Raw genomic sequence first — 26,233 nt, 5'->3', positions numbered from 1 at the left:
CGGCGATCCTGTGTCGAGAACCGGGCGGCGGCTCCGTCCCAGGGGTACGAGCGGCCAGCGGGGCCGCGATGACGAAGGAGAGCGACCGTGAAGTACCTGATGCTGAAGCACTACCGCGGCGGTCCGACCCCGGCCGTGGACTCCCCGCCCATGGACCAGTGGACGCCGGAGGAGGTCGACGCCCACATGACGTACATGAGCGACTTCGCGAAGCGCCTGGTCGAGACGGGCGAGTTCGTCGACAGCCAGGCCCTCTCGGCCGAGGGCGCGTTCGTCCGTCACGACGGCGCCGGGCGCCCGCCGGTCACCGACGGCCCGTTCGCGGAGACCAAGGACCTCATCGCCGGATGGATGATCATCGACGTGGAGTCCTGGGACCGCGCGCTCGAGCTCGCCGGCGAGCTGTCCGCCGCGCCCGGGGCCGGGGGCGAGCCGATCCACGAGTGGCTCGAGGTCCGGCCCTTCCTCACCGACGTGCCGGGGAACAGCGAGTGATCACGGACGGGCTCCGGGAGCTCGTCCCCGCGGTGATCGGCGTCCTCGTCCGGCGCGGAGCGGACTTCGCGTCGGCCGAGGACGCCGTGCAGGAGGCCCTGATCCGGGCGCTCGAGACCTGGCCCGACGACCCGCCGCGCGACCCCAAGGCGTGGCTCGTCGCCGCGGGGTGGCGCAAGTTCCTCGACGCGGTCCGGTCGGAGTCGTCGCGCCAGGGCCGGGAGCTCGCGGTCGACCTGGAGCCGCCCGCCGGTCCGGTGGCCGGCGCCGACGACACGCTGCGCCTGTACTTCCTGTGCGCCCACCCGACGCTGCCTCCGGCGTCGGCCGTCGCGCTGACGCTGCGCGCGGTCGGCGGGCTGACGACGCGGCAGATCGCGACCGCCTACCTGGTCCCCGAGGCGACCATGGCGCAGCGGATCAGCCGGGCGAAGAAGCGGATCGAGGGGCTGCCGCTCGACCAGCCCGGCGACCTCGGCACCGTCCTGCGGGTGCTCTACCTCGTGTTCAACGAGGGGTACGGCGCCGACAGCACCGAGCACACCGACCTGGCGGGCGAGGCGATCCGCATCGCCCGCCAGCTGGCCGCGCTCACCGACGACCCGGAGGTCGCGGGGCTGCTCGCGCTCATGCTGCTGCACCACGCGCGCCGCGCCACGCGGACCGGAGCGGGCGGACGCCTGATCCCCCTCGCCGAGCAGGACCGGTCGCGCTGGGACACCGGCATGATCGCCGAGGGGGTGGCGATCCTGCAGGCCGCGCTGGCCCGCGACCGCCTCGGCGACTACCAGGCCCAGGCCGCGATCGCGGCGCTGCACGCGGACGCCCCGAGCACCGCGGAGACGGACTGGGTGCAGATCGTGGAGTGGTACGACGAGCTGCTGGCGCTCACCGACAGCCCGGTGGTGCGGCTCAACCGCGCGGTGGCGGTCGGCGAGGCCGACGGCGCGCAGGCCGGCCTCGCGGCGCTGGCGGACGTCGATCCCGACCTGCCCCGACGCGCGGCGGTGGCCGCGCACCTCCACGAGCGGGCCGGCGACCTCGAGCGCGCCGCGGGGCTCTACGCCGAGGCCTCCGGGACCGCCACGAGCGTGCCCGAGCGCGACCACCTCACCCGCGAGACCGCGCGGGTGCGGCAGCTGCTGCGGCCGTGACGTGCGGCGACCGGGTGCGGGCCGCGCCCGCCGAGCGGTGTCCTAGCGTGCGGGCGCATGGCCATCCGAGCGGTCGTGTTCGACATCGGCGGGGTCCTCGAGATCACCTCCGCGATGGATTTCGACGCGCGGTGGGAGAGCGACCTCGGTCTGCCGACCGGGACGGTCTTCCAGCGCCTCGGCGACGTCTTCGCCGCCGGCAGCCTCGGTGAGGTGACCGAGGTCGAGGTGCTCGAAGCGGTGCGCGACCGACTGGAGGTCGGCACCGAGAAGGCCGACGAGATGATGGCGATCGTGTGGGAGCAGTACCTCGGGACCGCCAACACCGAGCTCATCGCCTGGGCACGGCGCCTACGCCCCGGTCACCGGACCGGCATCCTGAGCAACAGCTTCGTGGGGGCGCGTGAACGCGAGCACGCCGCGTACGGGTTCGGCGACCTGGTCGACGTCCTCGTCTACTCCCACGAGATCGGGGTGGCGAAGCCCGACCCCCGGGCCTACGAGACCGTCTGCGAGCGGCTGGGGGTCGGCCCCGGCGAGGCCGCGTTCCTCGACGACGTGGAGGGCGCGGTGGACGGCGCCCGCGCGGTCGGGATGCACGCGGTGCACTACCGGGACAACGCCCAGGCCATCGGGGAGCTCGAGAGCCTGATCGCTTCCACGTCCTGATCCGTGGGTGCTCGCTCGTCGGGGCCGTTGTCGTGCGGCCCGCCTCAGAAGGGTGGGGGCGGGTCGATGAGGGCCTGGCCGCGGCGGTGTGCGGTGTCTGTCGTCGACCCGGTCGCGTGTTGCGGGAGCGACGGCTCGAGGTCGTCGGGGTGGTCGTCGTCCTCGTTCTCGTCGTCGGCGGGGTCGAGGGCTTCGTGGGCGGGCAGCGGCCGGGGCTCGTCGCCGGGGTGGGGTGCGGGGAGCGGTTCGGTGATGCGGGGTGGTTCGACGATGTGGTGGGCGCCGGCGCGGGTGGTGATGTGGAAGCGGCCCGGGGAGGGTTGGGTGACCCGCCAGCCGCCTTCGTGTTTGGTGCGGTGGTGGTGGCGGCACCACACCCCGCAGTTCCAGGACAGGCTCGGGCCGCCGAGGGCGTGGTCGAGGGTGTGGTCGAGGTCGCTGGCGTAGGCGGGGCGTCGGCAGCCCGGGGCCACGCAGTGGCGATCCCGGACCCGGACCCACCGGTCGACCTCGGCGCCGGGGCGCCGCCGCCGCGCCTGCGCCGGGGTCGCGGCGTGGTCGGGCGGGCTACCGGGCGGCTGGTCGGGTGGGTGGTCGGCGGCGAGTCGGCGTTGCAGTTCGTGCAGCATCGGGGCCCACGCGCCGTGGTCGTCGGGGGTGAGGGCGGCCAGCAGCGTTGCCGGAGCTTGGAGCTCGACAATGGCGTGGCGGCTTGTCCCCCGCCGGTCTTCGGGCCGGTGGGGGCCGGCTGGTCGATCGACCGTTCGTGGGCGGCGGCGTGGGAGCAGGACCTGCCGCAGGCGGCCGTCGTCGTTGGTGATCACTATCCGCCACTCGCTGTGGCGGTGGCGTTCGAGCAGGTAGCGGGCGGTGCCGGCGAGGACCGTGCCCCATCCCGGGACTTGGGCCGGCATGTCGTCGAGACCGAGCGCGGTCGAGAGCCGCAGCCGGACCTCCACGATCCCTTCCCGCACCACACCCGCCCGCGGGTCTCGGCCCGCGATCAGCTCGGCATCGGCATCGGCGCCGTCGTCACCCTCAGCCCCGCTGTCGGGCGCATCGCCGAGGGGCTCACGCTTCCCGGCGCCGCCGTCGTCGCGACCGCTGGCGTCGCCGCTGCCGTCGCCGTCAGGGCTGGGGTCGTCGGGCTCGGGCGCGCCATGCGGGCCGGGAGCTTCGTCGTCGGGGCGACCGTCTTCAGGCCCACCGCCATCGGGGCCGCCGTCGTCAGGGCCACCGTCATCGGGCCCGCCGTCGTCAGGGCCACCACCGCCATCGGGGCCGCCGTCGCCGTCGTCGGGGCCGCCATCGCTATCGGGACTACCGGTCCCTTCGGCGGGGGTGTCGTCGGCGGGTTCGGCGCCGAGCTCGGCGATCAGCAGCGGCACCAACTGGGCGTCGGTCAAGCCCGCGGCGAAGCCGTCGAGCAGCCGCGCGAACACCCGCCCCCGCAGCCACGCCATCCGCCGCGTCACACCACCACGGCGCACCGCCACCGCCAGCGCATCCACCCGCGCCATGATCGCCACACCACTGGTCATCGGCAGATCACACCCCGACACGTTCGCCGTGCCCGACGGGTTCCGCGAGGCCACCACCCGCAGCCGTTTCTCCGCCGCCCGCTCCCGGCGCGCCGCCCACTCCGGATCCAGCGCCCCCGCCACCTCCTGCAACCGCGCGATCAACGCCCCCACCGGCAACCCCGGCGCCTCCGGCAACAACACCCGACACACCTGATGGGCGTGGTCGTCAGCCAGATCACGGGTCCACTCCGAGAACACGCGCGCCTTTCCCTCGTCGAGCTCCCCGACGCCATCGCCGCGTGCACCTCCACCAGGCGCCGGTGCAGATCGTCGGCGAACTCCAGACACCGCCCCGCCATCGACAACGACCACCCCAACGCCGTCGACACCTCATCGCCGGAGAACTCGTCCACCACCCCCCGACGGGTCGTTGTGCCGTCCTCCGCGCGCCCGGCCTCGTGCACCGCGGTCAGGAACCGCGCCGCCGCCCGGTTCCGCGCCCGCGCACACCCACGCAGATACGCGATCGACTCCGCGCCCTCCAAGCAGGTCGGATCGGCCCCCTCCACCGCATCCACCAGCACCGATCCCGGCGCACGACCCTCCCACCCGGCGACACCACCGGGCACCGGATCGAGGTCGATGCTCACACCAGCGACGCTAGACCCGACCCCCGACAACGAAGTCGATCAAGAAGCCGCGGCCGCGAGCCTCTCGACCGTGACGGCGCGCGCCGCGACGGTGCGGTCACGTCCGCCGAGACGGAGATGCGCGGTGGCGCCCTCGAGGACGAGGAACAGCTCCTCGGTCACGGTGGGGTCGGCGTCCGGCACGGCGTCGGCCACCAGCTCGGCGAGGCGCGCGAGGACGGCGTCCTTGTGCTCCCGCACCACGGTCATCCCGGGATGGTCGGCGGGCAGTTCGGCGGCGGCGTTGAGGAACGCGCAGCCGCGGCTGACGTCGAGATCCGGGTGGTCGAGGTAGGCGTCGAAGAGGACCAGAGGTCCGGGCCCGGAGGCCTGCGCGAGGCGCTGCTCGAGATGTGACCACCACCGATCGTGGCGGCGCCGCAGGTAGCTGACGATCAGGTTCGCCTTGGAACCGAAGCAGTCGTAGAGGGTCTTCTTGGTGACGCCGGCCGTGTCGGCGATCAGCGCGACGCCGACGGTGTTGATGCCGTCGCGGTAGAAGAGCTCGCTCGCCACGTCCAGCACCCGGGTGCCCGCCGGTGTCAGCGCCTTCTCGTCCCGCACCAGGCCGACTATACCGACCGGTGGGTTGACACTCCAGTCCGGTGGGCACACGGTAGCTATACCGGTCGGGTTACTAGAAGGGGTGCGGACATGACGTGCGTGGAGGCGACGACGAGGCCACCGTCAGCAGGACGGGCCGGGACGGTGCCGCTGGCGCTGAGCGGCCTGCTCCTGATCGCGGTCTGCTACGGGCTGGCGCGGTTCGCGTACGGCCTGTTCGTGCCGGTGTTCCGGACGGAGTTCGCGCTCGACGCCGCGACCGTCGGCGCCATCGCCTCGAGCAGCTACGTGGGCTACTGCGTCGCGATCGTCGTCTCGACCGCCGCGGCCGCCCGGTGGGGCGCGCGGGCGGTGGCGGTCGCCGCGGGTCTGTGCGCCGCCACCGGCACCGGGCTCATCGCGCTCGCCCCGACCACCGCCGTGCTCACCGTCGGCGTGGTGATCGCCGGGTCGAGCACCGGTCTGGCGTCGCCGCCGCTGGCCCAGGCGATCGCCGACCGGGTCCCGTCCGGGCGGGCGGACCGGGTGCAGACGGTGGTGAACGCCGGGACGGGGCTCGGGGTCCTCGTGTCCGGACCGGTCGCGCTGCTGCTGGCCGACACCTGGCGATGGGCCTGGGCGGCGTTCGGCCTCGCCGCCCTCGGCGCCACCGTCGCGGTCGCGGTCACGGTGCCGCGGGCGATCGCGTCACGACCCGCCGGCGGTGCGACCCCGCCCGCACGCCCGCGGGCGTGGCGACGGCGGCTCGGCACCGCCCGGATGCTCGCGGCAGCCGTAGTGTTCGGTGCCGGCAGCTCGGCGGTCTGGACCTTCGGCCGCGACGTCGTGAGCAGCGCCGGCGCGAGCGAGCTCGTCTCCACCGGCTCCTGGATCGTGCTCGGCGCGGCCGGTCTGCTCGGCGCCCTCGCCGGCGACGTGGTCGCCCGCCTCGGGCTCGCGCGGGCCTGGAGCGCGGCGATGCTGCTGGTCGCGGCGGCGACCCTCGCGCTCGGACTGGCGGCCTCCACGACCGTGGCGGTCGTCGCCGGCGCCGCGGTCTTCGGCGGCGTCTACATCGCCCTGAGCGGCATGCTGCTGCTGTGGGGCACGCGCGTGTTCCCGGACCGCCCGGTGCTCGGGGTGGGCGCCGCCTTCCTGCTCCTCGCCCTCGGCCAGGCCCTCGGCGCCCCGCTGCTCGGCCTGCTGGCCGACCACCTCACCCTCGCGGGCGCGTTCCTCGCCGCGACGGCCCTCCTCGTCCTGGGCGCGGCCGTGCGTCCCCGACTCGAGCACCGATGAGCCCGAGCACCGATGACCCGGGCCTCACGTCCCCGTCACCGCCCACGCCTCGCCCCGGACCCGCAGCCCGACGGCCACCGCGCGGGCGATGATGAACAGCGACAGGCCCGCCCAGATGCCGGCGAGCCCCCAGTCGAGGACCAGCGAGAGCCAGATGGTCGGCAGGAAGGCGCCGAGCGCGGAGCCGACGGTGATCCGGCGCAGGTAGGCCGCGTCGCCGGCGCCGAGCAGCACTCCGTCGAGCGCGAAGACGTAGGCGGCGATCGGCTGCAGCGCGACGAAGAACCACCAGGCCTGCGGCACGACGTCCCGCACCGCGGGGTCGGGGGTGAACACGCCCGGCAGCACCCCCGCCGTCGCCGCGAACACCAGGCCGGCGACGACGCCCAGCACGAGGCCGTAGCGGGTGACGCGCCCGCTCACGCGCCGCGCGACCCCCACCGACGCCGCCCCCAGCGCCGCCCCCACGAGCGACTGCGCCGCGATGGCCAGCGCGTCGAGGACGGTGACCATGAACGTCCAGAGCTGCAGCACGATCTGGTGGGCCGCCACCGACGGGGCCCCGAAGCGCGCCGCCACGGCCGTCGCCGACAGGAAGCACGCCTGGAACGCGGCGCTGCGCAGCAGTAGGTCGCGGCCGAGCCCGAACTGCGCGCGCATATCGGCGACGCGCGGGCGCAGCGAGACGCGTTCGAGGACCAGCGCGCCGACGAACAGCAGGCCCACCGTCGCCTGCGCCCCGACGTTCGCCCACGCCGAGCCCTCGAGCCCCAGGGCCGGGAACGGGCCGATCCCGTACACCAGCAGCGGGCACAGCACCGCCGAGAGCCCGTTGCCGGCGAGCACCACGACGATCGGCCGGCGCGTGTACTGCACCCCGCGCATCCATCCGTGGCCGGCGAGCGCGACGAGGATGCCCGGCGCGCCCCACACCGCGATCCGCAGCCAGCCGGTGGCGGCGTCGCTCACCGCTCCCCCGCCGCCGAGCAGGTCGGCCACCCAGGGCGCCGCGAGCCAGACGACCGCCACCACGAGCAGCCCGACGAGCACCGCGATCCAGGTCGCCGCCACCCCTTCGGCGACGGCGGCGGCCCGGTTCCCGGCGCCGTGGTGGCGCGCGGCGCGCGCGGTGGTGCCGTAGGCGAGGAACGTGCCCAGACTCGCCACCTGGGCCAGCACGACCCCGCCGACGGCGAGACCGGCCAGCGGGACGCCTGCCTGGTATCCCGTCGCTGCGCTCGCCCCGTCAAGGTGGCCGACGACGGCGGTGTCGACCAGCAGGTAGAGCGGCTCGGCGACCAGGACCACCAGCGCCGACGACGCCAGCGCGAGGACCCGCCGGGCCCCGGGATCGGTGTCGGGAGGAGCTGTGGTCATCCCAGCAGGGGGGCGTCGGCGAGCGCGCGCCGGACACGCTCGAGGATCGCGGGGGCGTCGCCGTCGAGGGTGAAGCCCGACGCCACGCGGTGCCCGCCGCCCCCCAGCGCGGAGGCCGCGGCGGCGACGTCGATGCCGCCCTTGGAGCGCATGCTGGCGGTCCACCGCCGCTCACCGACCTGCTTGAGCACGACGGCGACCTCGGCCTCGGCGGTGGTGCGCAGGACGTCGATGACGCTCTCGACCTCCTCCTGCCGGCCGCTGTGGACGTGCTCGCGCTCGACCAGGGCGTGCACGAGCCCGAGCCCGCGGGCCTCCCCGGCCTCGAGGCGGGCGGTGGCCAGGACCGCCGACAGCATCGCGAGCCAGGAGAACGGGTGGGTGTCGAGCAGCGGGCGCGTCACGGCCTCGGCATCGACGCCCGCGACGAGCAGGCGGGCCGCCATCGCGTGGGTGTCCGGCGAGGCGGCACGGAAGTTGCGGGTGTCGGTGACCAGGCCCGCGTAGAGGCAGCGGGCGGTCGGCAGGTCGACGGGCGCGCCCATGGCGTCGAGCAGGTGCAGCACCATGACCGCGGTGGCCTCGGCCCGCGGGTCGACATAGTAGTGGGTGCCGAAGCCCTCGTTGGACACGTGGTGGTCGATCACCAGGGTCGTGCCCGCCGTGGTGGCGCGGCCGGCGAGCGGGCCGAGACGGTCGACGCTGCCGGTGTCGAGGACGACGAGCAGCTCGGGGGCCGCCACGACCTCGTCGGCGGTGACCACGAGCCCGTCCACGTCGAGGTCGCGCAGCGACTCGGCGGGTCGCTCGGGCGCGCCGAAGGACACCTGGACCTCGGCCCCACGGCGGTGCAGCGCGAGCCCGAGGGCCAGCGCGCTGCCGAGCGCGTCGGCGTCCGGGTTGACGTGCGCGAGCAGCACCACCTGGCGGGCGGCGGTGAGCACTCCCACCGCCTCCTCGAGGCGGACGGGCCGGCTCGCGCCGCCCCCGCGCGCGTCCTCGACGACCGCCATCGCCGGCCTGTCCCTTCGCGTCCCCGCTCAGCCCGTCGGGCGGGACGGCTCCTCGTCGCCCACCGGGACGTCGTCGAGGTCGTCCTCGTCGTCGCCGTCCTCGCGCGGCTTGCGGTACGGGTCGGCCTCGCCGGCGTAGGAGGCGCCGACGGCGAGCGTGGCGACCTCGGCGTCGGCCTGGCGGACGCCCTCGAGCACCTCGTCGAGGCGGGCGGCGCCCTCGGGGATGACGTCGGGGACGAACTCCAGGGTCGGCGTGAACCGCACCCCGGTCTGGCGCCCGACGGCGCTGCGCACGACGCCCTTGGCGCTGGCCAGGGCGGCGGCCGACCCGGTGCGCTCCTGCTCGCCGCCGTAGACGGTGTAGTACACCGTGGCGTCGCGGAGGTCCGGGGTGATGCGGGTGTCGGTGATCGTCACCATCGCCAGGCGCGGGTCCTTGACCTCGTGCTCCAGCGTGGAGGCGACGATCTGGGAGATCCGCTTGGCGAGCCTGCGGGCCCGTGGCGCGTCGGCCATGGCGGGGGCTCCTTCTCGTGGAGAGGGTCAGTCGTCGTGCGGGCCCAGCCAGCGGGTCCGCGCGGAGAGCACCTGGAACTCGGGGTGGGCGGCCACCAGGCGCTCGCAGTGGTCGAGCACGTCGGTGACGTGCCCGGGGTCGGCCGCCACCGCCGCGACCCCGATGAGGGCGCGGCGGTGCAGGTCGAGATGGCCGGCCTCGGCGACCGAGACGGCGTACCGGCGCTTGAGCTCGGCCACGACGGGCCGGACCACCGAGCGCTTCTGCTTGATCGAGCCGACCTCCCCGAGGAGCAGGTCGAGCTCGAGGGCACCCACGTACACCTCTGGCCTCCGGCCTTGGTGAGTGGTTGTCCGTGCCCTCGGGGCACGGACAACCACTCACGAGCGCTCAGCGCACCTACTCGCGGGGCTTCTCCCGCATCTCGTAGGTCATGATCTTGTCGTCGACCTTGATGTCGTTGAACGACCCGAGCGTGAGACCACACTCGTAGCCGTCGCGGACCTCGGTCGCGTCGTCCTTGAACCTCTTCAGCGAGCTGATGGTGAGGTTCTCGGCGATCACGGCACCGTCGCGCACCAGGCGGGCCTTGGCGTTGCGGCGGATGATCCCGTCGGTCACGAGGCAACCGGCGATCGTGCCCACCTTCGAGGAGCGGAAGACATCGCGGATCTCCGCGGTGCCGAGCTCGACCTCCTCGTAGATCGGCTTGAGCATGCCCTTGAGGGCCTGCTCGATCTCGTCGATGGCCTGGTAGATCACCGAGTAGTAGCGGATGTCGACGCCCTCGCGGGTCGCCAGCTCCGTGGCCTTGCCCTCGGCCCGGACGTTGAAGCCCAGGACGATGACGTCGGAGGCGATCGCGAGGTTGATGTCGCCCTCGGTGATCGCACCGACGCCGCGGTGCAGCACCCGCAGCTGGACCTCCTCGCCCACGTCGATCTTCATGAGCGCGTCCTCGAGAGCCTCGACGGTTCCCGAGTTGTCACCCTTGATGATCAGGTTGAGCTCGTTGGTCTCCTTCAGCGCCGCATCGAGGTCCTCGAGGCTGACGCGCTTGCGACGGCTCGCCAGCTGGGCGTTGCGCTCGCGGGCGCGACGGCGGTCGGCGATCTGGCGTGCCACGCGGTCCTCGTCGACGACGAGGAACGTGTCGCCCGCGCCCGGCACCGACGTGAAGCCGATGACCTGCACCGGGCGGGAGGGCAGCGCCTCCTTCACGTCCGCGCCGAACTCGTCGAGCATCCGTCGCACGCGGCCCGAGGCGTCGCCGGCGACGACCGAGTCGCCGACGTGCAGCGTGCCGCGCTGGACCAGCACCGTGGCCACCGGGCCGCGGCCGCGGTCGAGGTGCGCCTCGATCGCGACGCCCTGGGCCTCCATGTCCGGGTTGGCCCGGAGGTCCAGCGAGGCGTCCGCGGTGAGCAGCACGGCCTCGAGGAGGCCGTCGATGTTGATGTTCTGCCGCGCGGAGATGTCGACGAACATCGTGTCGCCACCGAACTCCTCGGCGACGAGGTTGTACTCGGTGAGCTGCTGCCGGATCTTGGCCGGGTTCGCGCCCTCCTTGTCGATCTTGTTGACCGCCACCACGATCGGCACGTCGGCCGCCTGCGCGTGGTTGATCGCCTCGATCGTCTGGGGCATGACGCCGTCGTCGGCCGCGACCACGATCACCGCGATGTCCGTGGACTTCGCGCCTCGGGCACGCATGGCGGTGAACGCCTCGTGACCCGGGGTGTCGATGAAGGTGATCTTCCGCTCGACACCCTCGAGCTCGGTGTCGACCTGGTACGCGCCGATGTGCTGGGTGATGCCACCTGCCTCGCCCTCGGCCACCTTCGTCTTGCGGATGGTGTCGAGGAGGCGCGTCTTGCCGTGGTCGACGTGACCCATGACCGTGACGACCGGCGGCCGGGCCTCGAGGTCCTCGTCGCCGCCGTCGTCCGACCCGTAGGTCAGCGAGAACGACTCGAGCAGCTCGCGGTCCTCCTCCTCGGGGGAGACGACCTGGACGTCGTAGTTCATCTCGCCGCCGAGCAGCTCGAGGACGTCGTCGGACACCGACTGGGTGGCCGTGACCATCTCACCGAGGTGGAACAGCACCTGCACGAGCGACGCCGGGTTCGCGTCGATCTTCTCCGCGAAGTCGGTCAGCGAGGCACCGCGCGGGAGCCGGACCGTCTCGCCCTTGCCCTTCGGCAGGCGGACACCGCCGACCGAGGGGGCCTGCATGTTGTCGAATTCCTGACGCTTCTGACGCTTCGACTTGCGTCCGCGACGGACCGGGCCACCGGCGCGCCCGAAGGCACCCGCGGCACCGCCGCCGCGACCACGGCCACCGGGACCACCGGGACGGCCACCGCCGCCACCGGGGCGGAAACCGCCACCGGCCGGGGCACCGCCGCCACCGCCACCGGGACGGAAGCCTCCGCCGCCGCCACCGGGACCGCCGCGGCCGGGAGGGCCACCGCGACCGGCGCCGGGACCACCCGGGCGGGCGCCACCGGGGCCGCCACGACCGGGAGGACCGGCCGGACGGGCCGGCATCATGCCGGGGTTCGGACGCGGGGGCATGTTGCCGGGCGTCGCGCTGCCGCCACCGGGACGGGGCGGCCGGTCGGCCGCGGCCGGACGCTCGCCGTCACGCGGCGGGCGCGGCGCGAGGGCGTCGCCGTCACGCGGCGGACGCGGACCCTGACCCGGCGCCTGGCCGGGTGCCTGACCCGGGGCCTGCCCGGGCTGCTGCTGACGCTGCGGGCGCGGCGGGGCACCGGAGCCCACGCCGAAGGGGTTGTTGCCGACGCGCGGCGACTTCGGGCCGGGCTTCGGCGCCGCCGGGCGGGGCGGCACGGTCGACGTGTCGTCGGCCGCCGCCGCGGCGGGGCGCTGCTGCTGCGGGCCGGGGCGGTTGCCGCCCTGACGCTGGTCGCCGCCGCCACCCTGACGGTCCCCACCGGGACGCGGGATGCCGCCCGGACGCGGGCGGTCGCCGCCCGTGGGACGGGGCGCGCTCTGCTCCGAGGTGCCGGACGTACCGGCCGTACCCGTGCTCGCCGCCGCGGCCGGAGCCTCGGGAGCGGCGGGCGCCGGCGTCTCGGCGGCTGCCGGAGCGGCGTCGGGCCGGGGGCCGGGGGTCGCGCCGGGGCGCGGAGCGGGGGCCCGGGACGCGGGCCGCCGCCGTTGCCGCCGCCCGAGGACCCGGCGCCGGGGCGCGGGCCGGGCGTGGCACCGGAACCGGCACCGGGGCGCGGTGCGCCGCCGGCCGACCCCGAGGAGTCGCCGGAGGGGCCGGGACGCGGTCCGCCGCCGGGGCGGGGGCCGGGCGCGGCGCCCGGTCGGGGCCGACGGCTACCGCCGCCGTTGCCACCACCGGACATGGAGTCGCGCAGCTTGCGCGCGACCGGGGCCTCGACCGTCGAGGACGCCGACTTGACGAACTCGCCGAGAGACTCGAGCTGTGTGAGTACCTGCTTGCTGGTGACGCCGAGCTCCTTAGCGAGCTCGTGCACCCGGGCCTTGCCTGCCACTGATCTCCTCATCCTCGAGGTCAGCGGGGGCCCGCGACCTCGTGTCTACGCCTGTGCCTTCATCGGAAGGGCTTCACGGCTGGCTCATGGGGGTCGACCTGCTTCCTCATCCGCACGCGACGGTCGTCGCGGTGGTCGTGCAACCCGGTGGGAGTGGCGCCGGGGTCCGGGTCGAGCAGTGCGTGCAGGGCCCCCGTGTCGAGCGGCCCCGGGACGCGCAGCGCCCTGGGGAACGCCGACCGGCGCTCCGCGCGGTGCAGGCAGCTCGTCTCGGGGTGCACCCACGCACCTCGACCGGGCTTCCGACGCCGCGGGTCGGGATCGACGATCCCGTCCGCGGCCACCACTCGTAGGAGTTCCGACGCCGAGACCCGCTGACGACATCCGAGACAGGTACGCACCGGACCGAGATCATCACCCCGACGATCACGATCCGGCGCCACCCCACGGCTGGGCTCGCGGGTTCGGGCCACCGGTCACTCTACCGCGCCACTCGAGGAGGACTCGACCCCGCCACCGGGGACACCGAGGGCGTCCCGCGGATCACCGGTCGGAGCAGCGTCGGGGCTGTCCGCCGATCGGGGCGTCTCCTCCGCCGTCTCCTCCGGGATGGTGTCCTCCGGGGGCGGCTCCGCGTCGGACCGGATGTCGATCCGCCATCCGGTGAGTCGCGCGGCCAGGCGGGCGTTCTGCCCCTCCTTGCCGATGGCGAGGGAGAGCTGGAAGTCCGGGACGACGACCCGGGCGGTGCGCGCCTTGAGGTCGACCACCGTCACCGACACGACCTTCGACGGGGAGAGGGCGTTGCCCACGTACTCGGCCGGGTCCTCCGCCCAGTCGATGATGTCGATCTTCTCGCCGTTGAGCTCGCTCATCACGCCGCGCACCCGGGCGCCCATCGGGCCGATGCACGCGCCCTTGGCGCCGAGACCCGGCACGGTGGACCGCACGGCGATCTTGGAGCGGTGCCCGGCCTCCCGGGCCACCGAGACGATCTCGACGTGGCCGGCGGCGATCTCGGGCACCTCGAAGGCGAAGAGCCGGCGCACGAGGTTCGGGTGGGTGCGCGAGAGGGTCACCTGCACGCCCCGGGCCCCGCGGACGACGCCGACGACGTAGCACCGCAGGCGCGCGCCGTGCTCGTAGCGCTCGCCGGGCACCTGCTCAGCGGCGGGCAGCACACCCTCGATCGAGCCGATCTCGACGACGACGACGCCGCGGGCGTTGGCCCGCGCGTCCCGCTGGACGACGCCGGCGACGACCTCGCCCTCCTTGGCGGAGAACTCGCCGAACGTCCGCTCGTGCTCCGCGTCGCGCAGCCGCTGGACGACGACCTGGCGCGCGGTCGCCGCGGCGATCCGGCCGAAGCCCTCGGGGGTGTCGTCGTACTCGCCGAGCGTCTCGCCGTCCTCGCCGGTCTCCGGGACGAGCACGCTGACCTCGCCGCTCTTGCGGTCCACCTCGACCCGGGCCTTCGGGTGCTCGCCGCCGTTCTGCTTGTAGGCGGTCAGCAGCGCGGTCTCGATCGCGGAGAGCACGGTCTCGAACGGGATCTCCTTGTCCCGCTCGATGGCGCGCAGCGCGGCGATGTCGACCTTCACGGCCGTCCTCCCTGTCCGTGCGTCTCCGCACCCTGTCCCGAACCCTGCTCCAGCGCGGCCGCCACCAGGGCGTCCACCTCGGACGACGGCGCCGGCTTGAACTCGACCTCCACGACGGCCTGCCGGACCTCGGCCAGCGGGAGCCGGTGCAGCACCGGACCGCGCGGCGTGCCCTCCGCCAGGGTCACCGTCGCAGCGGCTCCGTCGCCCTCGTCCCCGCCGTCGGTCCCGTCGACCGGACCCACGCGCGCGGTGAGCGTGCCGCCGTCGGTGCGGGTCACCGCCACCCGGCGCAGCCAGGCCCGCCGCCAGTGGTGCGGGCGGGTGAGCGGTCGGTCGGTGCCGGGCGTCGTCACCTCGAGCGTGTACTCGCCGTCCGGGGCCGCGATCGTGTCGTTGCCCTCCGACTCGTCCAGCACCCGGGACAGCTCGCGGCTGACGCCGGCGACGGCGTCGAGGTCCGGGCCGGGCGCCGGGGGGTCGTGCGGACCGGGCACCTCCGCGGTGTCCACCACGACGCGCACGACCTGGCGTCGCCCGGCCGGGCGCACCTCCAGGTCGTCGAGCACGAAGCCGGCGGCCTCGACCACGTCGACGACGGCCGGGCGCAGGCGCTCGGCGGCCTGCGCAGGGGACGTCCCAGGGGACAACGGGGCTCCTCACGGGCGGGGCCCGCCGCGGGCGCCGGTGACACTCGTGCGCGGCGTGGGCGGGCGGGAACGGGACGGCGCCCGGGAGGCGGGCGCGCAGTGGTCCAGCGTAGCGCTCACCCTCCGGGCCTCCCCGGCCGCGGCGGCGCGGCGGGACCCGCGCCGCGGGGCGGCTGGCAGACTGGCCCGCCGTGGTCGTCCCCGTCGTCACCCCGCCCGAGCCCCCACCGGGACACCCCGCCGTGCGGTGCTCCGGGGTGCGGGTGCGCTCGTCGGGCTCGCCGCGGCCGGGACCCTCGCCGGCGGGTGCGCCCGGCCGGAGGGCCCCGACCCCTCGAGGAGCCGCTCGCCGCGGCCCGCGACGACGCCGTCACGGCCGCCGCGGCCGCCGCCGCGTACCCCGAGCTCGCCGGCCGGCTCACCCCGCTGTCCCGGGCCCGCCGGGCCCACGCCGACGCCCTCGCCGCCGAGATCCGCCGCGCGCGCCCCGACCGGACGGCGACCGTCGACGCCGCCGCCGGAGCCACCCCCGCGCCGGCCCGACCGGCCGCGAGCGCGGCCGCCGCGGTGACCGCGCTGCGACGCTCGCTCGGGACCGCCCGCGACGGCGCCGGCACCCTCGCCCTGACCGTGGAGCCGTCGCGCTGCGGCCTGCTGACCTCCGTCGCGGCGAGCTGCGCGGGCTACGTGACGGTGCTGGGATGACGCAACCACTCGACGACGGCGACCTCCGGGAGATGCTGCTCACCGCGCTGGGCACCGAGCACGCCGCGATCTGGGTGTACGGGCTGGTGTCGGCGTTCCTGCCCGCCTCGACGGCGACGGGCCTGGCCGCCGCCTCCCTGGCCCACCGGGAACGCCGCGATGCGGTGGTCGCCCTGCTCGCCCGCGACGGGATCGCCGCGCCCCCGCGGCCGCGGCCTACCGCCCGCCGTCGCCGGTCACCGACGCCGCGTCGGCGGCCGGGCTCGCGGCCGTGGCCGAGGACGACGTCGCGGCGGCCTGGCGGGCCGTCGCCGAGCGCACGGAGGCCGCGATGGGCGGTGAGCTGCGCCGGCTCGCGCTCGGGGCGGTGACCGCGGCCGCGACGGTGTCGGTCACGTGGCGAGGCCTGGCCGGGCGGACACCCCTCGTCGCCCCGTTCCCCGGGGACGGTTCGGAGACCTGAGCCCCGCCTGGCGGCACCCGCTCAGCGCAGGGCGAGCCCCGCGCGGGAGATGCGGTCGAGGGCGTCGCCGTCGGTGAAGTCGGGGTCGATCCCGTCGGCCTCGGCCACCGCCACGCGGTCGCCCAGCTGGGCCGACGCGTAGCCCTGGCCGGTGAGCTGCTCGGGCGCGCCGGGGTAGCCGCGCTGCTCGCGCAGGAGGTCGCTGATGTTGCCCGTCCCGTTGCTGTCGACCAGCGAGCGGAACGCGCCCGCCGTGGTCGTGTCGGGCATCTGGACGGTCGCCACCGCGACGACGACGTCGCGGCCCTCGGCGTTCGCCGACCACAGGGAACGGTCGAGGTGCAGGCACCCGCGCTCGCGCAGGAACGCCGCCGCCTGGCCGTAGGCGTGGCCCTCGCAGGACGTGTCGGTGGTCGCGACCTCGCGGGTGAAGGTGATGCCGTCCACGGTGCGCGTGGCCGCGGGGTCGGGCTCGGCGCCCCCGGTGGCCGCGCGGCCCACGAGGAACGCGAGGCCGAGCGCGACGAGGAAGGCGGCGACGGCGGCGAGGGTGAGGCCGCGCCAGCCCCAGACCCAGTCGGGCAGCGCGCCGCCGTAGCGCCCGCGGGCCGCGCGGCCTGCGCGACGTGGCCCGGCGAGCAGCCCGCCGATCGCCCCGCCCGGGCGGGGGCCGGAGGACGCGGGGCCCGACGACGCGGATTCCGACGAGTCGTAGGGGCCGACGGACGTCGCCGGCGACGACCGGAGCCGCCCGGTGGCCGGCAGCGGCGTCCGCGCCGCGGGCACCGGCGAGGGCGCGTCGGAGGGGACGGGCACGGGCGTGGTCTCGGGCGAGGCGCCCGCCTGCAGGGCCGGCGTCTCGGGGCGAGGAAGCCCGCCTCGGCGAGGCGCGCGGTGTCGGGCACGTGGTCGCCCAGCCGGAACGCGAGGAGCAGCCGGCGCAGGTCCTCGACGTCGATCACCCGGAACGAGCCGACCGGCGCCTTGAGCGCGGCGCGGGCGGCGCCGGCGCCGGCGTCCACGTCGTCCTCGCCGAGCGTGCCCAGGACGCGGCGCGGCGCGGCGCACGGCGGGTCGGACAGGCCCAGGAGGCGGTCGAGCTCGTCGGCGGCCTGACGGGCCGAGGGCCCCGAGCCGGCGTCGATCGAGGGGGCCGAGGCGGTGGGGTCGGCGCCGCGCGGTCCGCGTCCGCCGCCGGCGGCGACGGCCTCGCGGACGTTCTCGCGCTCGCCCGCGGTCAGCGGGGCGAGGCCCAGCACCCCGTCGGGACGCAGCACCACGGCGTCGAGCACGCCGTCGGCCCCGCCGGGCAGCGCCACGACGAGACCGGGCACCCGCGCGCCCGGTGAGCCCTCCTCGAGCAGGGCGCGCACACGCGAGACCCGCTCCGGAGCGATACCGAGGCGCGGATCGGGGGCCAGCACCAGCATCCGATCCTCCACGTTCGGGGGACATGGACCGCGCTCAACGTAGCCGAGAGGGTCACGTTCCGATCACGACCCCTAGGTCGGCGCGTCGCTCACTGAGACGAACGGCCGTCAACGCGACAGACGGCGCCGCTCTCCCAGCCGAGCCACGAACGGGACAGCGACGCGCGCCATCCCCGGCAACGCCGCCGAGGAACGCTGCAGGGCAGCGCGCCAGGCGGGAACGGTACGCAACGCCCGGCGGCCCCCGAGCATCCCCATCGCCGCGTCGACGACCTCGTCGACCGACAGCAGGCGGGTGCCGGTGAACAGCAGCGCCGAGCTCGGCCGGTGCGCGACCCTGCTCACCAGCGAGGTGTCCACGACGTCGGGGCACAGCGCCCGCACCCGGACCGGTCGGCGCACCGAGGCCAGCTCGATGTCGAGGGCCTGCGTGTAGCTCAGCGCCGCCGCCTTGCTCGCGCCGTAGGTGGCGAAGCCCGGCGTCGGGCCGAGCCCGGAGAGCGAGACGATGTTGAGGATGTCGCCGCGGCGCATGACGTCCACCGCCGCGCGCGAGCCGTGCACCGTGCCGAGGGTGTTGACCTCGAAGGTCGAGGTGACCTCGTCGTCGGTCGCCTCCCAGGCCGGGGCGGTCGAGAGCACGCCGGCGTTGTTCACCCAGACCGTGACGTCGCCCAGCCCCGCCGCCGCGAGGGCCACCGCGCGGTGGGCCGAGGCGTCGCGGACGTCGAGGGGCATCGCCGTCGCCGGGCCGTCGAGGGCCTCGGCGGTCGCCTGCGCCGCGGCCGCGTCCACGTCGGTGACGACGAGGTGGTGACCGCGCGCCGAGAGCGCCGCGGCGATCCCCGCCCCGATCCCGCGGCCCGCGCCGGTCACGACCGCGACGGCCACTCGTCCTTGTCCGGAATCGGGGTGCACGGCGGGCATTCTGGCCCCTCCGCACCCGCGACCGGAGGCCCCTACCCTCGCCCGGGTGTACAGCGAGGAGATCGAGGTCCGGACCGGCGAGCGGGAGACCGTCCGCGACATCACCGGCGAGTGCCGCAGGTTCGTCGAGGGAGCGGGCTCGCCCGACGGTCTGCTGCACGTGTTCGTCCCCCACGCGACGGCCGGGGTGGCGATCATCGAGACCGGCGCGGGCAGCGACGGCGACCTCCTGACCCAGCTCCGGGAGCTGCTGCCCGCCGACGACCGCTGGTCGCACCGCCACGGCTCGCCCGGCCACGGCCGCGACCACGTGCTGCCCGCCCTGGTCGCGCCCTCGATGTCCGTGCCGGTGCTCGGCGGCGCGCTGGCCCTGGGCACCTGGCAGTCGGTGTGCCTCGTCGACACCAACACCGACAACCCCACGCGGAAGGTCCGCCTGAGCCTGCTGGCGGGTTAGTCCCCGCAGATCTCGGCGAGCCCCTCGGGGCTCGTGGCATGGTCGAGCGCCAGCGCCGCGGCCCCGCGCAGGGCCCCGTCGTCGCCGTGCACCGCGTCGAGCACGGGCACCGGGTCGGCGCGCCGGAAGGCCATGAGCGCTCGCTCGTAGGCCTCGTCGAACGCCGGGGACGCGCGCAGGCCGCGCGCCAGCCCGCCGAGCACGACGACGTCGGGATCGTGGACGTGCACGAGGCCGGCCACACCCCGGGCGAGGCAGGTGGCCACGGCACCGACGGCGTCCACGGCGTCCTCCTCGCCGCGCGCGGCCCGCGTGAGCACCGCCTCGGCGTAGGAGCGGGGTCCGCCGGCGCCGGCGCGCCCAGGTGGCGGGCGAGCGCCCGGCCGTCGACCTCCGGGCCCCAGCACCCCGTCGCCCCGCACGGGCAGGGGCGCGCCGGGTCGCCGAAGGGGAGGTGGCCGTACTCCCCCGCCGCGCCGTGCGCCCCCAGGTGCGGGCGGCCGTCGAGCAGCAGCGCCCCGCCGAGCCCGACCTCGACGGTGAGGTAGAGCGCCGTACCCGCCCCGGCGGCCGCGCCGGTACGGGCCTCGGCCACCCCGGCGAACGTCGCGTCGTTGCCGACCTGCAGCGGCACCGGGCCGGGGCCCAGCGCGGCGGTGACCGAGCCGAGGTCGACGGCGTCCCAGGCCAGCTCGGTCGCCCGCACGAGGCCGTCGCCGGAGACGGGCGCGGGGGCGGCGAGGCCGACCGCCACGACGCGGTGCCCCCGGGCGAGCTCGGCGACGGCGGCCCGCAGGGTGTCCGCCACGGCCGAGGGGTCGCGGCCGTGGCGGGCGCCGACGACGCCGGTGACCTCGCCGTCGAGGCCCGCGAGGCCCACCCGCCAGTCCTCGTGGCGCACGTCCACCGCGACCACGCGCGGGCCGTCGGGGCAGGCGTCCAGGCAGGTGGTGGGACGCCCGCGGCCCTGCACGGGCGCGCGGCACTCGGTGATCCAGCCGGCATCCCGCAGGCGGCCCACGGTCTCGGTGACCGACGCGCTGGACAGCGAGAGGCGGCGCGCGAGCTCGACGCGGGTCAGGCCCGGCGTCCGCCGGACCTCGCCCAGGACCTCCGCCTTCGTGCGCCAGCGGTCGACGCGGGCGCGACCGGGCTCACGTCCGGTCTCCGTTGACGCGGTCATGGTGACGATTATGCTCGGAGAACGAGGATATTCAACCCGCAGGAAGGATCCGCCGTGTCACTGCACTCCGCGGTGCTCGACCGTCCGGCAGAGGGCTCTGTCGGAGCCTTCTCGGCCGTGCTGCTGGACATGGACGGCACCCTGGTCGACTCCGACGCCGCCGTCGAGCGCTCCTGGCGGACGTGGGCGCGTCGCTGGGGCGTCGACCCCGCCGCAGTGCTCGCCGTCATGATCGGCAACCCCGCCGAGAGCACGGTCCGCCGGGTCCGCCCCGACCTCGACGAGGCCGGGGTCGCCGCCGCGACCCGCGATCAGCTCGAGCTCGAGTGCACCGACCTCGACGACGTCGTCGCCGCGCCGGGCGCGCACGAGCTCATCGCCCACCTCGAGAGCACGTTCACGCCGTACGCGGTCGTGACCAGCGCCGACACCCGGCTGGCGCGGGCCCGCCTCGGCGCCGCCGGCCTCGCGCTCCCGCTGCTCGTCCCCCGCGACATGGTGACCCACGGCAAGCCGGACCCCGAGGGCTACCTGCTGGCCGCCGAGTTCCTGGGCGCCGTCGTCGAGGACTGCCTCGTCGTCGAGGACTCCCCCGTGGGTGTCGCCGCCGGCCGCGCCGCGGGCGCGACCGTCGCCGGCCTGCGCGGCGTGGACGCCGACCTCGCCGTCGACTCCCTGCACGACGTCGTCACGACCCTGCTCGCCCGGGAGGTGATCGCGTGACCCCGCCCACCGCCACCGAGACGCCCACGATCGTCCCGCAGGAGGAGCGCACCACGCGCCTCTCCCGCGCCCCCGCCGGCGTGAGCCTCGCCGCGCTCGCGCTGGGCGGGCTCGCGATCGGCACCACCGAGTTCGCCAGCATGGGCGTGCTGCCCGGCTTCGCGTCCGACCTCGGGGTGTCGGTGCCCACCGCGGGCATCGCCATCAGCGCCTACGCGCTCGGCGTGGTCGTCGGCGCCCCGCTCATCACGCTCATCGGGGCCCGCTGGCCCCGCAAGCAGATGGTGGTCGTGCTGGCGGTCGCCCTCGTCGTCTTCAACGCCCTGTCGGCGATCGCGCCGTCCTTCCTGCCCTTCGTGGGCCTGCGCTTCCTCTCCGGGCTGCCGCACGGCGCCTACTTCGGCGCCGCCGCCGTCCTCGGGTCGGCCCTCGTGCCCCCGGCGAAGCGCGCTCGCGCCCTCGCGACCGTGATGCTCGGGCTGACCATCGCGAACATCATCGGCGTGCCCGCCGCGACGTGGCTCGGCGAGATGTTCGGCTGGCGCAGCGCCTACGTCGCCGTCACGGTCGTCGCCCTGATCACCGTGCTCGCCGTCGTCACCCTCGTGCCGAGCCCCGCCGGCGACCACGGCGGCAGCCTGGGCGGCGAGCTCACCGCCCTGCGCAGGCCCCAGGTCTGGCTGACCCTCGGCGTCATCTCCGCCGGCTTCGGCGGCCTGTTCGCGGTGTACAGCTACATCAGCCCGATCCTGACCAACCAGGCCGGGGTCGCGCCGACGACCATCCCGCTGCTGCTCGGCGCCCTCGGCGTCGGCATGACGATCGGCAACATCGCCGGCGGCCGCTTCGCCGAGAAGGCCCCGCGGGCGACGATCGCGATCGCCCTCGTGGCCTACGCGGCCGTGCTGGTGGCCTTCACGATGGCTGCGCACAACGCGGTCACCGCGACCGTCGGGCTCTTCGCGCTGGGCTTCGTCGGGATGTCGGCGGGACCGGCCCTCATGGGGCGGCTCATCGACTTCGCCGCCGAGGGCCCGTCGCTGGCCGCCGCGAGCTTCCACTCGGCGTTCAACGTCGCCAACGCGGTGGGCGCGGCGCTGGGCGGCGTCGTGCTCGCGGCCGGCCTGGGCTACGACGCCCCGGCCGCAGTGGGCGCGGTGCTGCCGCTGATCGGTCTCGGCGTGCTCGCGGTCTCCGTCGCGCTGGAGCGGCGGACGGCCGCCCCGTCGCCGGCCTGATCAGCGGGTCAGTTCCCCGACGACGTCGTCGACCGGGACCTCGCGCCGCTCGCCCGAGGCCCGGTCGGTGACCTCGACGACCCCGTTCGCCAGGCCCCGCCCGACGGTCAGGGTGGTCGGCATCCCGAGCAGCTCGGCGTCGGCGAACTTCACGCCCGGCGAGGCCTTGCGGTCGTCGAGCAGCACCTCGAGGCCCGCGTCGGCGAGCCCGGTCGCGATCCGGTCGGCCGCCTCGGCCTGGGCCGGGTCCTTGCCGGCGATCACGAGGTGCACGGCGTACGGCGCGACCTCCGCCGGCCACACCAGTCCCTTGTCGTCGGCGTGCTGCTCGGTGATCGCCGCGACCGCGCGGGTCACGCCGACGCCGTAGGACCCCATCGTGATCGTGGTCGGCTTGCCGTCCGCGCCCTGCACGGACAGCCCGAGGGCCTCGGCGTACTTGCGGCCGAGCTGGAAGATGTGGCCCATCTCGATGCCGCGGGCCGCGACCAGCGGGCCGCCGCCGTCGGGCGAGGGGTCGCCCTCGCGCACCTCGGCGGCCTCGATCGTGCCGTCGGGGGTGAAGTCGCGACCGGCGACGAGGTCGACGACGTGGCGCCCGGGCTCGTCGGCGCCCGTGACCCACGCGGTGCCGGTGACGATCCGGGGGTCGACGAGGTAGCGCACGCCGTTCTTCGCGAGCCCGACCGGCCCGATGTAGCCCTTGGTGAGGAAGCGGTTCGCGGTGAAGTCCGCGTCCTCGAGCAGCGCGACCTCCGCGGGCGACACCGACGCCTCGAGGCGCTTCATGTCCACCTCGCGGTCGCCGGGCACGCCGACCCCGAGCAGCGTCCACTCCGTCGACCCGGGCAGCCGGGTCTTGACCATGACGTTCTTGAGGGTGTCGGCGGCGGTGAACTCCCGTGCCCCGTCCTGATCACGCAGGCCGAGCCCGTTGACGTGCGCGACCAGCGTCTCGATGGTGGGCGTGTCCGGGGTGTCGTAGACGACCGCCTCGGGCTTGTCCTCGGTCGACTGCTCCGGCGGCGCGGGCGTCGTCACGGCCTCGACGTTGGCGGCGTAGCCCGTGGCGGGCGCGCGCACGTAGGTGTCCTCGCCCGACGCGCAGGGCGCGAGGAACTCCTCGGACGCCGAGCCGCCCATGGCCCCCGACATCGCCGAGACGATCTGCACCTCGAGCCCGAGCCGGGCGAAGATGCGCTGGTAGGCCTCGCGATGCAGGTCGTAGGACGCCTGCAGGCCCTCGTCGGAGAGGTCGAACGAATACGAGTCCTTCATCGTGAACTCGCGCCCGCGCAGGATGCCCGCGCGCGGGCGCTCCTCGTCGCGGTACTTGGTCTGGACCTGGTAGAGGATCACCGGGAAGTCGCGGTAGGAGCTCGTCTCCCCCTTGACCATGAGGGTGAACATCTCCTCGTGCGTGGGGCCGAGGAGGTAGTCGGCCTTCTTGCGGTCCTTGAGGCGGAAGAGCGCGTCGCCGTACTCGGTCCAGCGCCCGGTGGCCTCGTAGGGCTCCTTGGGCAGCAGCGCCGGGAAGTGCACCTCCTGGCCGCCGATCCCGTCCATCTCCTCGCGGATGATCGCCTCGACCCGGGCCAGGACCTTCATGCCCAGCGGCAACCACGAGTAGATGCCCGGCGCGACACGACGGACGTACCCGGCGCGCACGAGCAGCTTGTGGCTGATCACCTCGGCGTCGGCCGGGTCCTCGCGCAGCGTGTGCAGGAACAGACCCGACATTCGTGTGACGCCTCGTGCCATGGACCGAGCGTAACGACGCGCGGGAAGAGGGTTGCGCCCGGCGCTCACGGTCGCGGGACGATCACGGCGTGGACCACGAGGCCGCCCGCGTGCTGATCGCCGACGAGCCCCATTACGAGATCACCTTCGGCGAGGGACGGACGTGCTCGCTGTGCGGGGCGAACGTCCTGGGCCCCGACCGGGACCGCCACACCCGCTGGCACCGGGCGCTCGCCGAGGTGCTGGGCCTGGGGTGGACGGACCTGTCCACCCGACCCGTGGATCCCGCCCTCGCCGACGCCGTCGACGCCGTCGTGCACCCGCGGGGCTGGGCGAAGGTCTCCCGGTTCGTCGCAGCGCAGCCGGGCTGGCGGGTGGTGCCCGAGGTGCCGGTCGGGGGTGCCGGCACCCTGCTGGTCGGAGCCCCGGGCGTGGTCGTGGCGCGCGCGGTCGAGGGTTCGCGGGCGGACGTCCGGGCCGGCGTCCTGCGCGTCGACGGTCACCTCACCGACCACGTCGACGAGCTGCGCGCGGCCGTCGCCCGGGTGCGCACGGTGCTCGGTGACCGCGGCGGGCTCCCCCTGACCGGCGTGCTCGTGGTGCTCGGCAGCCTCGAGGGCGGCGACCCCGACCCGCCCGACATCCTCGCCGCCGCGGCGTCGGCCCTGCCCGAGCGGCTCGCGCTGCTGCCGGCGACGCTCGAGTTCGGCGAGGTGGACGTCCTCTGGGACCGCGTCCGTCGTTCGACGACCTGGCGGGCGTGAGCTCGGGGGTCCTGACTCCTCGCCGGAAATGCTTCGATTTCCGAAGCGTCGTGCTGCCGCGGCGCCCTTCTCGGGCTCCGGATCCGCGCGCGGCGCTCGACTCCCTCCCGGACGACGCTTCGGTTTTCGAAGCATCCGGCGTCGGAACCCGGTCAGCGGTAGAGCACGACGTCCGGGGCCGGGTCGGCGGCCAGCAGCTCGGTGGGCGACGGGCCGCCCGGCGGGAGGACCACCCCGCGCGGCGCGGACGCCTGCGCCCCGTCGGTGGCGATGACGGCGAGTTCGGACGGCGCGGCGGTCGCGGTCCCCGGGACGACGACGAGCTTCTGCGGCAGGTTGCCGGTGCGCACCATGTCGGCGAGCCAACCGGTGACCGCGCCGAGCTCCTCCGGCGCGAGCGGCGGGGCGTCGAGGGCGAGGCCGACATCGGGCTCGCGCAGCAGTCGCTCCCAGGGCTCGAGGGCGTCGCGGACGGCGGTCGGTCCGGTGGGCACGGCGAGCACGAGGAGCTGGCGGTGGGCCCGCGTGAGCGCGAGGCGTTGCCACGCCGCGGGGCGTCGGCGACGTCGCGCACCGGCAGCTCCATGGCCGGCAGGACCTCGCGGTCGCTGGTGCCGAACGGGACGGCGACGTCGTCGAGACGGTCCGCGCTCGCCTCGCTCGGGCCGCTGCCCGGGGCCTCGCGCAGGGCGACCACCCGCTGCGCGGGCAGGATCGTCGACCCGCCCCGGGGAGCTCGGCCGGTGGGCCGGCGACCGCGGCCACCGGCGTGGCCGCGATGATCGGCGGCGGCTCCGGCGCCGGCCCCACCCCCAGCGCACCGGCGAGTGCGAGCACCAGGGCGATCAGCCGCGGAATGATCCACACAGCCGCCACCGCGAGGGCCGCGATCAGGAAGATCGCGAGCACCCGCCGCCGGCGACGCCTGCGGTTCGCCTTCGCCGCCTCGCGCGCCGCGGCCTCGCGGGCCGCGGCCTCGCGCGCCAGCGGCGGGGGACGGTCTCGGCACCGGGCAGCGTCGACACGAGGTCCTGCGCCTCGGTCTCCTCGCGCTCGCGGCGCTCGCGTTCGGCCTGCTCGCGGGCCTCACGTTCGAGACGCTCGCGTTCGGCCTGCTCGCGGGCCTGGCGCTCGGCCTGCTCGCGGGCCTGCCGCTCCGCCGCCTCCCGCGCTTCGCGTTCGGCCTGCTCGCGGGCCTGGCGCTCGGCCTGCTCGCGGGCCTCGCGCTCCGCGGTCTCGCGCGCTTCGCGTTCCGCGGTCTCGCGCGCTTCGCGTTCCGCGGTCTCGCGCGCTTCGCGCTCCGCGGTCTCGCGCGCCTCGCGCTCGGCGGCCTCGCGCGCCTCGCGCTCCGCGGCCTCCCGCGCCTCGCGGCCGTCGTCCTCGATCGGGGCGCGCGGGTCGGGGGCGACGGTGACGTCGTCCGGGCCACCCCACGCGTCGTTGTCCTCCTCGGACTCGACACGGCGCCACCACCGGGTGCCGACACCCATGAGGCCACCTCCCCTCCGCCGCCGCGGCCTCACGAGGCCTCCACCGGCAC

At 75.6% G+C, this 26,233-nt stretch carries 26 protein-coding genes and 3 pseudogenes; 12 read left to right on the top strand and 17 right to left on the bottom strand.

All coding sequences use genetic code 11. From position 1 onward, the window contains the following. The first annotated feature begins 99 nt into the window (after window positions 1-99). The 3 genes from ACQPYN_RS11225 to ACQPYN_RS11215 are packed head-to-tail and all read left to right on the top strand — an operon-like array spanning window position 100 to window position 2,318. Window positions 100-495 carry a YciI family protein gene (locus tag ACQPYN_RS11225; protein WP_433038839.1) on the top strand — a complete coding sequence of 132 codons (396 nt, stop codon included), beginning with the start codon at window positions 100-102 and terminating at the stop codon, window positions 493-495. Beyond that, window positions 492-1,649, top strand: coding sequence for an RNA polymerase sigma factor (locus ACQPYN_RS11220; protein WP_433036810.1), 1,158 nt, complete (start codon window positions 492-494; stop codon window positions 1,647-1,649). The genes ACQPYN_RS11225 and ACQPYN_RS11220 overlap by 4 nt, the downstream gene beginning before the upstream one ends. Window positions 1,650-1,706: 57 nt before the next feature. Continuing rightward, window positions 1,707-2,318, top strand: coding sequence for an HAD family hydrolase (locus tag ACQPYN_RS11215; RefSeq protein WP_433036808.1), 612 nt, complete (start codon window positions 1,707-1,709; stop codon window positions 2,316-2,318). A 44-nt stretch (window positions 2,319-2,362) separates the two neighbouring features. Here the strand turns inward: ACQPYN_RS11215 and ACQPYN_RS11210 are convergent, their stop codons facing one another. Continuing rightward, complete coding sequence (locus tag ACQPYN_RS11210; protein ID WP_433036806.1) at window positions 2,363-3,859, bottom strand: hypothetical protein; 1,497 nt, start codon at window positions 3,857-3,859, stop codon at window positions 2,363-2,365. Here ACQPYN_RS11210 and ACQPYN_RS11205 point away from each other — a divergent pair. After that, window positions 3,837-4,055 carry a hypothetical protein gene (locus tag ACQPYN_RS11205; protein WP_433036804.1) on the top strand — a complete coding sequence of 73 codons (219 nt, stop codon included), beginning with the start codon at window positions 3,837-3,839 and terminating at the stop codon, window positions 4,053-4,055. The genes ACQPYN_RS11210 and ACQPYN_RS11205 overlap by 23 nt on opposite strands. Window positions 4,056-4,530: 475 nt before the next feature. On the opposite strand, the gene ACQPYN_RS11200 is transcribed toward ACQPYN_RS11205, so the two are convergent. Further along, window positions 4,531-5,094: a TetR/AcrR family transcriptional regulator gene (locus tag ACQPYN_RS11200; RefSeq protein ID WP_433036802.1), complete on the bottom strand. Its 564-nt coding sequence runs from the start codon at window positions 5,092-5,094 to the stop codon at window positions 4,531-4,533. A 90-nt stretch (window positions 5,095-5,184) separates the two neighbouring features. Here ACQPYN_RS11200 and ACQPYN_RS11195 point away from each other — a divergent pair, with 90 nt between their 5' ends. Beyond that, complete coding sequence (locus ACQPYN_RS11195; protein ID WP_433036800.1) at window positions 5,185-6,372, top strand: YbfB/YjiJ family MFS transporter; 1,188 nt, start codon at window positions 5,185-5,187, stop codon at window positions 6,370-6,372. A 24-nt stretch (window positions 6,373-6,396) separates the two neighbouring features. Here the strand turns inward: ACQPYN_RS11195 and ACQPYN_RS11190 are convergent, their stop codons facing one another. From ACQPYN_RS11190 to rimP, 8 genes and pseudogenes are all read right to left on the bottom strand, one after another. Beyond that, entirely contained in the window at window positions 6,397-7,749 is a 1,353-nt protein-coding gene (locus tag ACQPYN_RS11190) for an MATE family efflux transporter (protein WP_433036798.1), read from the bottom strand. Beyond that, complete coding sequence (locus ACQPYN_RS11185; RefSeq protein ID WP_433036796.1) at window positions 7,746-8,762, bottom strand: DHH family phosphoesterase; 1,017 nt, start codon at window positions 8,760-8,762, stop codon at window positions 7,746-7,748. The genes ACQPYN_RS11190 and ACQPYN_RS11185 overlap by 4 nt, the downstream gene beginning before the upstream one ends. 27 nt (window positions 8,763-8,789) lie before the next feature. After that, window positions 8,790-9,281 (bottom strand): 30S ribosome-binding factor RbfA, encoded by a 492-nt coding sequence (gene rbfA, locus ACQPYN_RS11180; protein WP_274189129.1) that lies wholly within the window; start codon window positions 9,279-9,281, stop codon window positions 8,790-8,792. Window positions 9,282-9,308: 27 nt separating this feature from the next. Then, on the bottom strand, window positions 9,309-9,605 hold the full coding sequence (locus tag ACQPYN_RS11175) for a DUF503 domain-containing protein (RefSeq protein WP_274189128.1): 297 nt from the start codon (window positions 9,603-9,605) through the stop codon (window positions 9,309-9,311). Window positions 9,606-9,681: 76 nt separating this feature from the next. Beyond that, window positions 9,682-12,824 (bottom strand): annotated as a pseudogene (gene infB / locus ACQPYN_RS11170) (translation initiation factor IF-2). Window positions 12,825-12,871: 47 nt separating this feature from the next. Next, window positions 12,872-13,156, bottom strand: coding sequence for a YlxR family protein (locus ACQPYN_RS11165; RefSeq protein ID WP_420791747.1), 285 nt, complete (start codon window positions 13,154-13,156; stop codon window positions 12,872-12,874). A gap of 132 nt (window positions 13,157-13,288) precedes the next feature. Further along, window positions 13,289-14,413 carry a transcription termination factor NusA gene (nusA, locus tag ACQPYN_RS11160; protein ID WP_433036793.1) on the bottom strand — a complete coding sequence of 375 codons (1,125 nt, stop codon included), beginning with the start codon at window positions 14,411-14,413 and terminating at the stop codon, window positions 13,289-13,291. Beyond that, entirely contained in the window at window positions 14,410-15,063 is a 654-nt protein-coding gene (rimP, locus tag ACQPYN_RS11155) for a ribosome maturation factor RimP (protein WP_433036791.1), read from the bottom strand. Before rimP ends, nusA begins: the two co-directional genes overlap by 4 nt. Window positions 15,064-15,369: 306 nt before the next feature. Between rimP and ACQPYN_RS11150 the strand changes: the two genes are divergently transcribed. Both ACQPYN_RS11150 and ACQPYN_RS11145 read left to right on the top strand, forming a co-directional pair. Continuing rightward, entirely contained in the window at window positions 15,370-15,768 is a 399-nt protein-coding gene (locus ACQPYN_RS11150; protein ID WP_433036789.1) for a hypothetical protein, read from the top strand. Then, a pseudogene (locus ACQPYN_RS11145) lies at window positions 15,765-16,231 on the top strand (DUF4439 domain-containing protein). Before ACQPYN_RS11150 ends, ACQPYN_RS11145 begins: the two are co-directional and overlap by 4 nt. Window positions 16,232-16,252: 21 nt before the next feature. Here ACQPYN_RS11145 and ACQPYN_RS11140 read toward each other — a convergent pair. Next, window positions 16,253-17,047, bottom strand: coding sequence for a hypothetical protein (locus tag ACQPYN_RS11140; protein ID WP_433036787.1), 795 nt, complete (start codon window positions 17,045-17,047; stop codon window positions 16,253-16,255). Window positions 17,048-17,136: 89 nt separating this feature from the next. Between ACQPYN_RS11140 and ACQPYN_RS11135 the strand changes: the two genes are divergently transcribed. Then, window positions 17,137-17,580, top strand: coding sequence for a hypothetical protein (locus ACQPYN_RS11135; RefSeq protein ID WP_433036785.1), 444 nt, complete (start codon window positions 17,137-17,139; stop codon window positions 17,578-17,580). 189 nt (window positions 17,581-17,769) lie between these two features. Here ACQPYN_RS11135 and ACQPYN_RS11130 read toward each other — a convergent pair whose 3' ends face one another. Continuing rightward, window positions 17,770-18,552 (bottom strand): SDR family NAD(P)-dependent oxidoreductase, encoded by a 783-nt coding sequence (locus ACQPYN_RS11130; RefSeq protein WP_433036783.1) that lies wholly within the window; start codon window positions 18,550-18,552, stop codon window positions 17,770-17,772. 82 nt (window positions 18,553-18,634) lie between these two features. Here ACQPYN_RS11130 and ACQPYN_RS11125 point away from each other — a divergent pair, with 82 nt between their 5' ends. After that, window positions 18,635-19,045: a secondary thiamine-phosphate synthase enzyme YjbQ gene (locus tag ACQPYN_RS11125; protein WP_274189120.1), complete on the top strand. Its 411-nt coding sequence runs from the start codon at window positions 18,635-18,637 to the stop codon at window positions 19,043-19,045. Here ACQPYN_RS11125 and ACQPYN_RS11120 read toward each other — a convergent pair. Together ACQPYN_RS11120 and ACQPYN_RS11115 are read right to left on the bottom strand one after the other, a co-directional pair. Continuing rightward, window positions 19,042-19,365, bottom strand: coding sequence for an ROK family protein (locus tag ACQPYN_RS11120; protein WP_433036781.1), 324 nt, complete (start codon window positions 19,363-19,365; stop codon window positions 19,042-19,044). The genes ACQPYN_RS11125 and ACQPYN_RS11120 overlap by 4 nt on opposite strands. Window positions 19,366-19,460: 95 nt before the next feature. Further along, window positions 19,461-20,228: pseudogene (locus ACQPYN_RS11115) on the bottom strand (ROK family protein); the annotation flags it as partial. Between the two features lie 54 nt (window positions 20,229-20,282). On the opposite strand from ACQPYN_RS11115, the gene ACQPYN_RS11110 reads away from it, so the two are divergent. Beyond that, window positions 20,283-20,951, top strand: coding sequence for an HAD-IA family hydrolase (locus tag ACQPYN_RS11110; RefSeq protein ID WP_433036779.1), 669 nt, complete (start codon window positions 20,283-20,285; stop codon window positions 20,949-20,951). Continuing rightward, on the top strand, window positions 20,948-22,189 hold the full coding sequence (locus tag ACQPYN_RS11105; protein ID WP_433036777.1) for an MFS transporter: 1,242 nt from the start codon (window positions 20,948-20,950) through the stop codon (window positions 22,187-22,189). Before ACQPYN_RS11110 ends, ACQPYN_RS11105 begins: the two co-directional genes overlap by 4 nt. Here ACQPYN_RS11105 and ACQPYN_RS11100 read toward each other — a convergent pair whose 3' ends face one another. Then, a complete protein-coding gene (locus tag ACQPYN_RS11100) occupies window positions 22,190-23,950 on the bottom strand; it encodes a proline--tRNA ligase (RefSeq protein ID WP_433036775.1) in 1,761 nt (586 codons plus the stop codon). It abuts the gene before it with no gap. 68 nt (window positions 23,951-24,018) lie between these two features. On the opposite strand from ACQPYN_RS11100, the gene ACQPYN_RS11095 reads away from it, so the two are divergent. After that, window positions 24,019-24,693 carry a hypothetical protein gene (locus ACQPYN_RS11095; protein ID WP_433036773.1) on the top strand — a complete coding sequence of 225 codons (675 nt, stop codon included), beginning with the start codon at window positions 24,019-24,021 and terminating at the stop codon, window positions 24,691-24,693. 152 nt (window positions 24,694-24,845) lie between these two features. Here the strand turns inward: ACQPYN_RS11095 and ACQPYN_RS11090 are convergent, their stop codons facing one another. Next, the gene (locus ACQPYN_RS11090) at window positions 24,846-25,187 is read right to left on the bottom strand and encodes a hypothetical protein (RefSeq protein WP_433036771.1); all 342 of its coding nucleotides are present in this window, start codon (window positions 25,185-25,187) and stop codon (window positions 24,846-24,848) included. Between the two features lie 396 nt (window positions 25,188-25,583). Further along, entirely contained in the window at window positions 25,584-26,183 is a 600-nt protein-coding gene (locus tag ACQPYN_RS11085) for a hypothetical protein (RefSeq protein ID WP_433036769.1), read from the bottom strand. Window positions 26,184-26,233 lie beyond the last annotated feature (50 nt).

Origin of the sequence: Actinomycetospora sp. CA-053990, assembly GCF_050948445.1 — a bacterium.
In the GTDB taxonomy this organism is placed as follows: Bacteria; Actinomycetota; Actinomycetes; order Mycobacteriales; family Pseudonocardiaceae; genus Actinomycetospora; species Actinomycetospora callitridis.
This window is presented reverse-complemented; position numbering and strand designations above follow the sequence as displayed.

Bases quoted from the DNA above. Each gene is read 5' to 3' on its own strand.
- ACQPYN_RS11085 (WP_433036769.1), bottom strand. From the start codon at position 26,183: ATGGGTGTCGGCACCCGGTGGTGGCGCCGTGTCGAGTCCGAGGAGGAC.
- ACQPYN_RS11215 (WP_433036808.1), top strand. From the start codon at position 1,707: ATGGCCATCCGAGCGGTCGTGTTCGACATCGGCGGGGTCCTCGAGATC.
- ACQPYN_RS11205 (WP_433036804.1), top strand. From the start codon at position 3,837: ATGATCGCCACACCACTGGTCATCGGCAGATCACACCCCGACACGTTC.
- ACQPYN_RS11210 (WP_433036806.1), bottom strand. From the start codon at position 3,859: ATGACCAGTGGTGTGGCGATCATGGCGCGGGTGGATGCGCTGGCGGTG.
- ACQPYN_RS11100 (WP_433036775.1), bottom strand. From the start codon at position 23,950: ATGGCACGAGGCGTCACACGAATGTCGGGTCTGTTCCTGCACACGCTG.
- ACQPYN_RS11195 (WP_433036800.1), top strand. From the start codon at position 5,185: ATGACGTGCGTGGAGGCGACGACGAGGCCACCGTCAGCAGGACGGGCC.
- ACQPYN_RS11225 (WP_433038839.1), top strand. From the start codon at position 100: ATGCTGAAGCACTACCGCGGCGGTCCGACCCCGGCCGTGGACTCCCCG.
- ACQPYN_RS11185 (WP_433036796.1), bottom strand. From the start codon at position 8,762: ATGGCGGTCGTCGAGGACGCGCGCGGGGGCGGCGCGAGCCGGCCCGTC.
- rbfA (WP_274189129.1), bottom strand. From the start codon at position 9,281: ATGGCCGACGCGCCACGGGCCCGCAGGCTCGCCAAGCGGATCTCCCAG.
- ACQPYN_RS11190 (WP_433036798.1), bottom strand. From the start codon at position 7,749: ATGACCACAGCTCCTCCCGACACCGATCCCGGGGCCCGGCGGGTCCTC.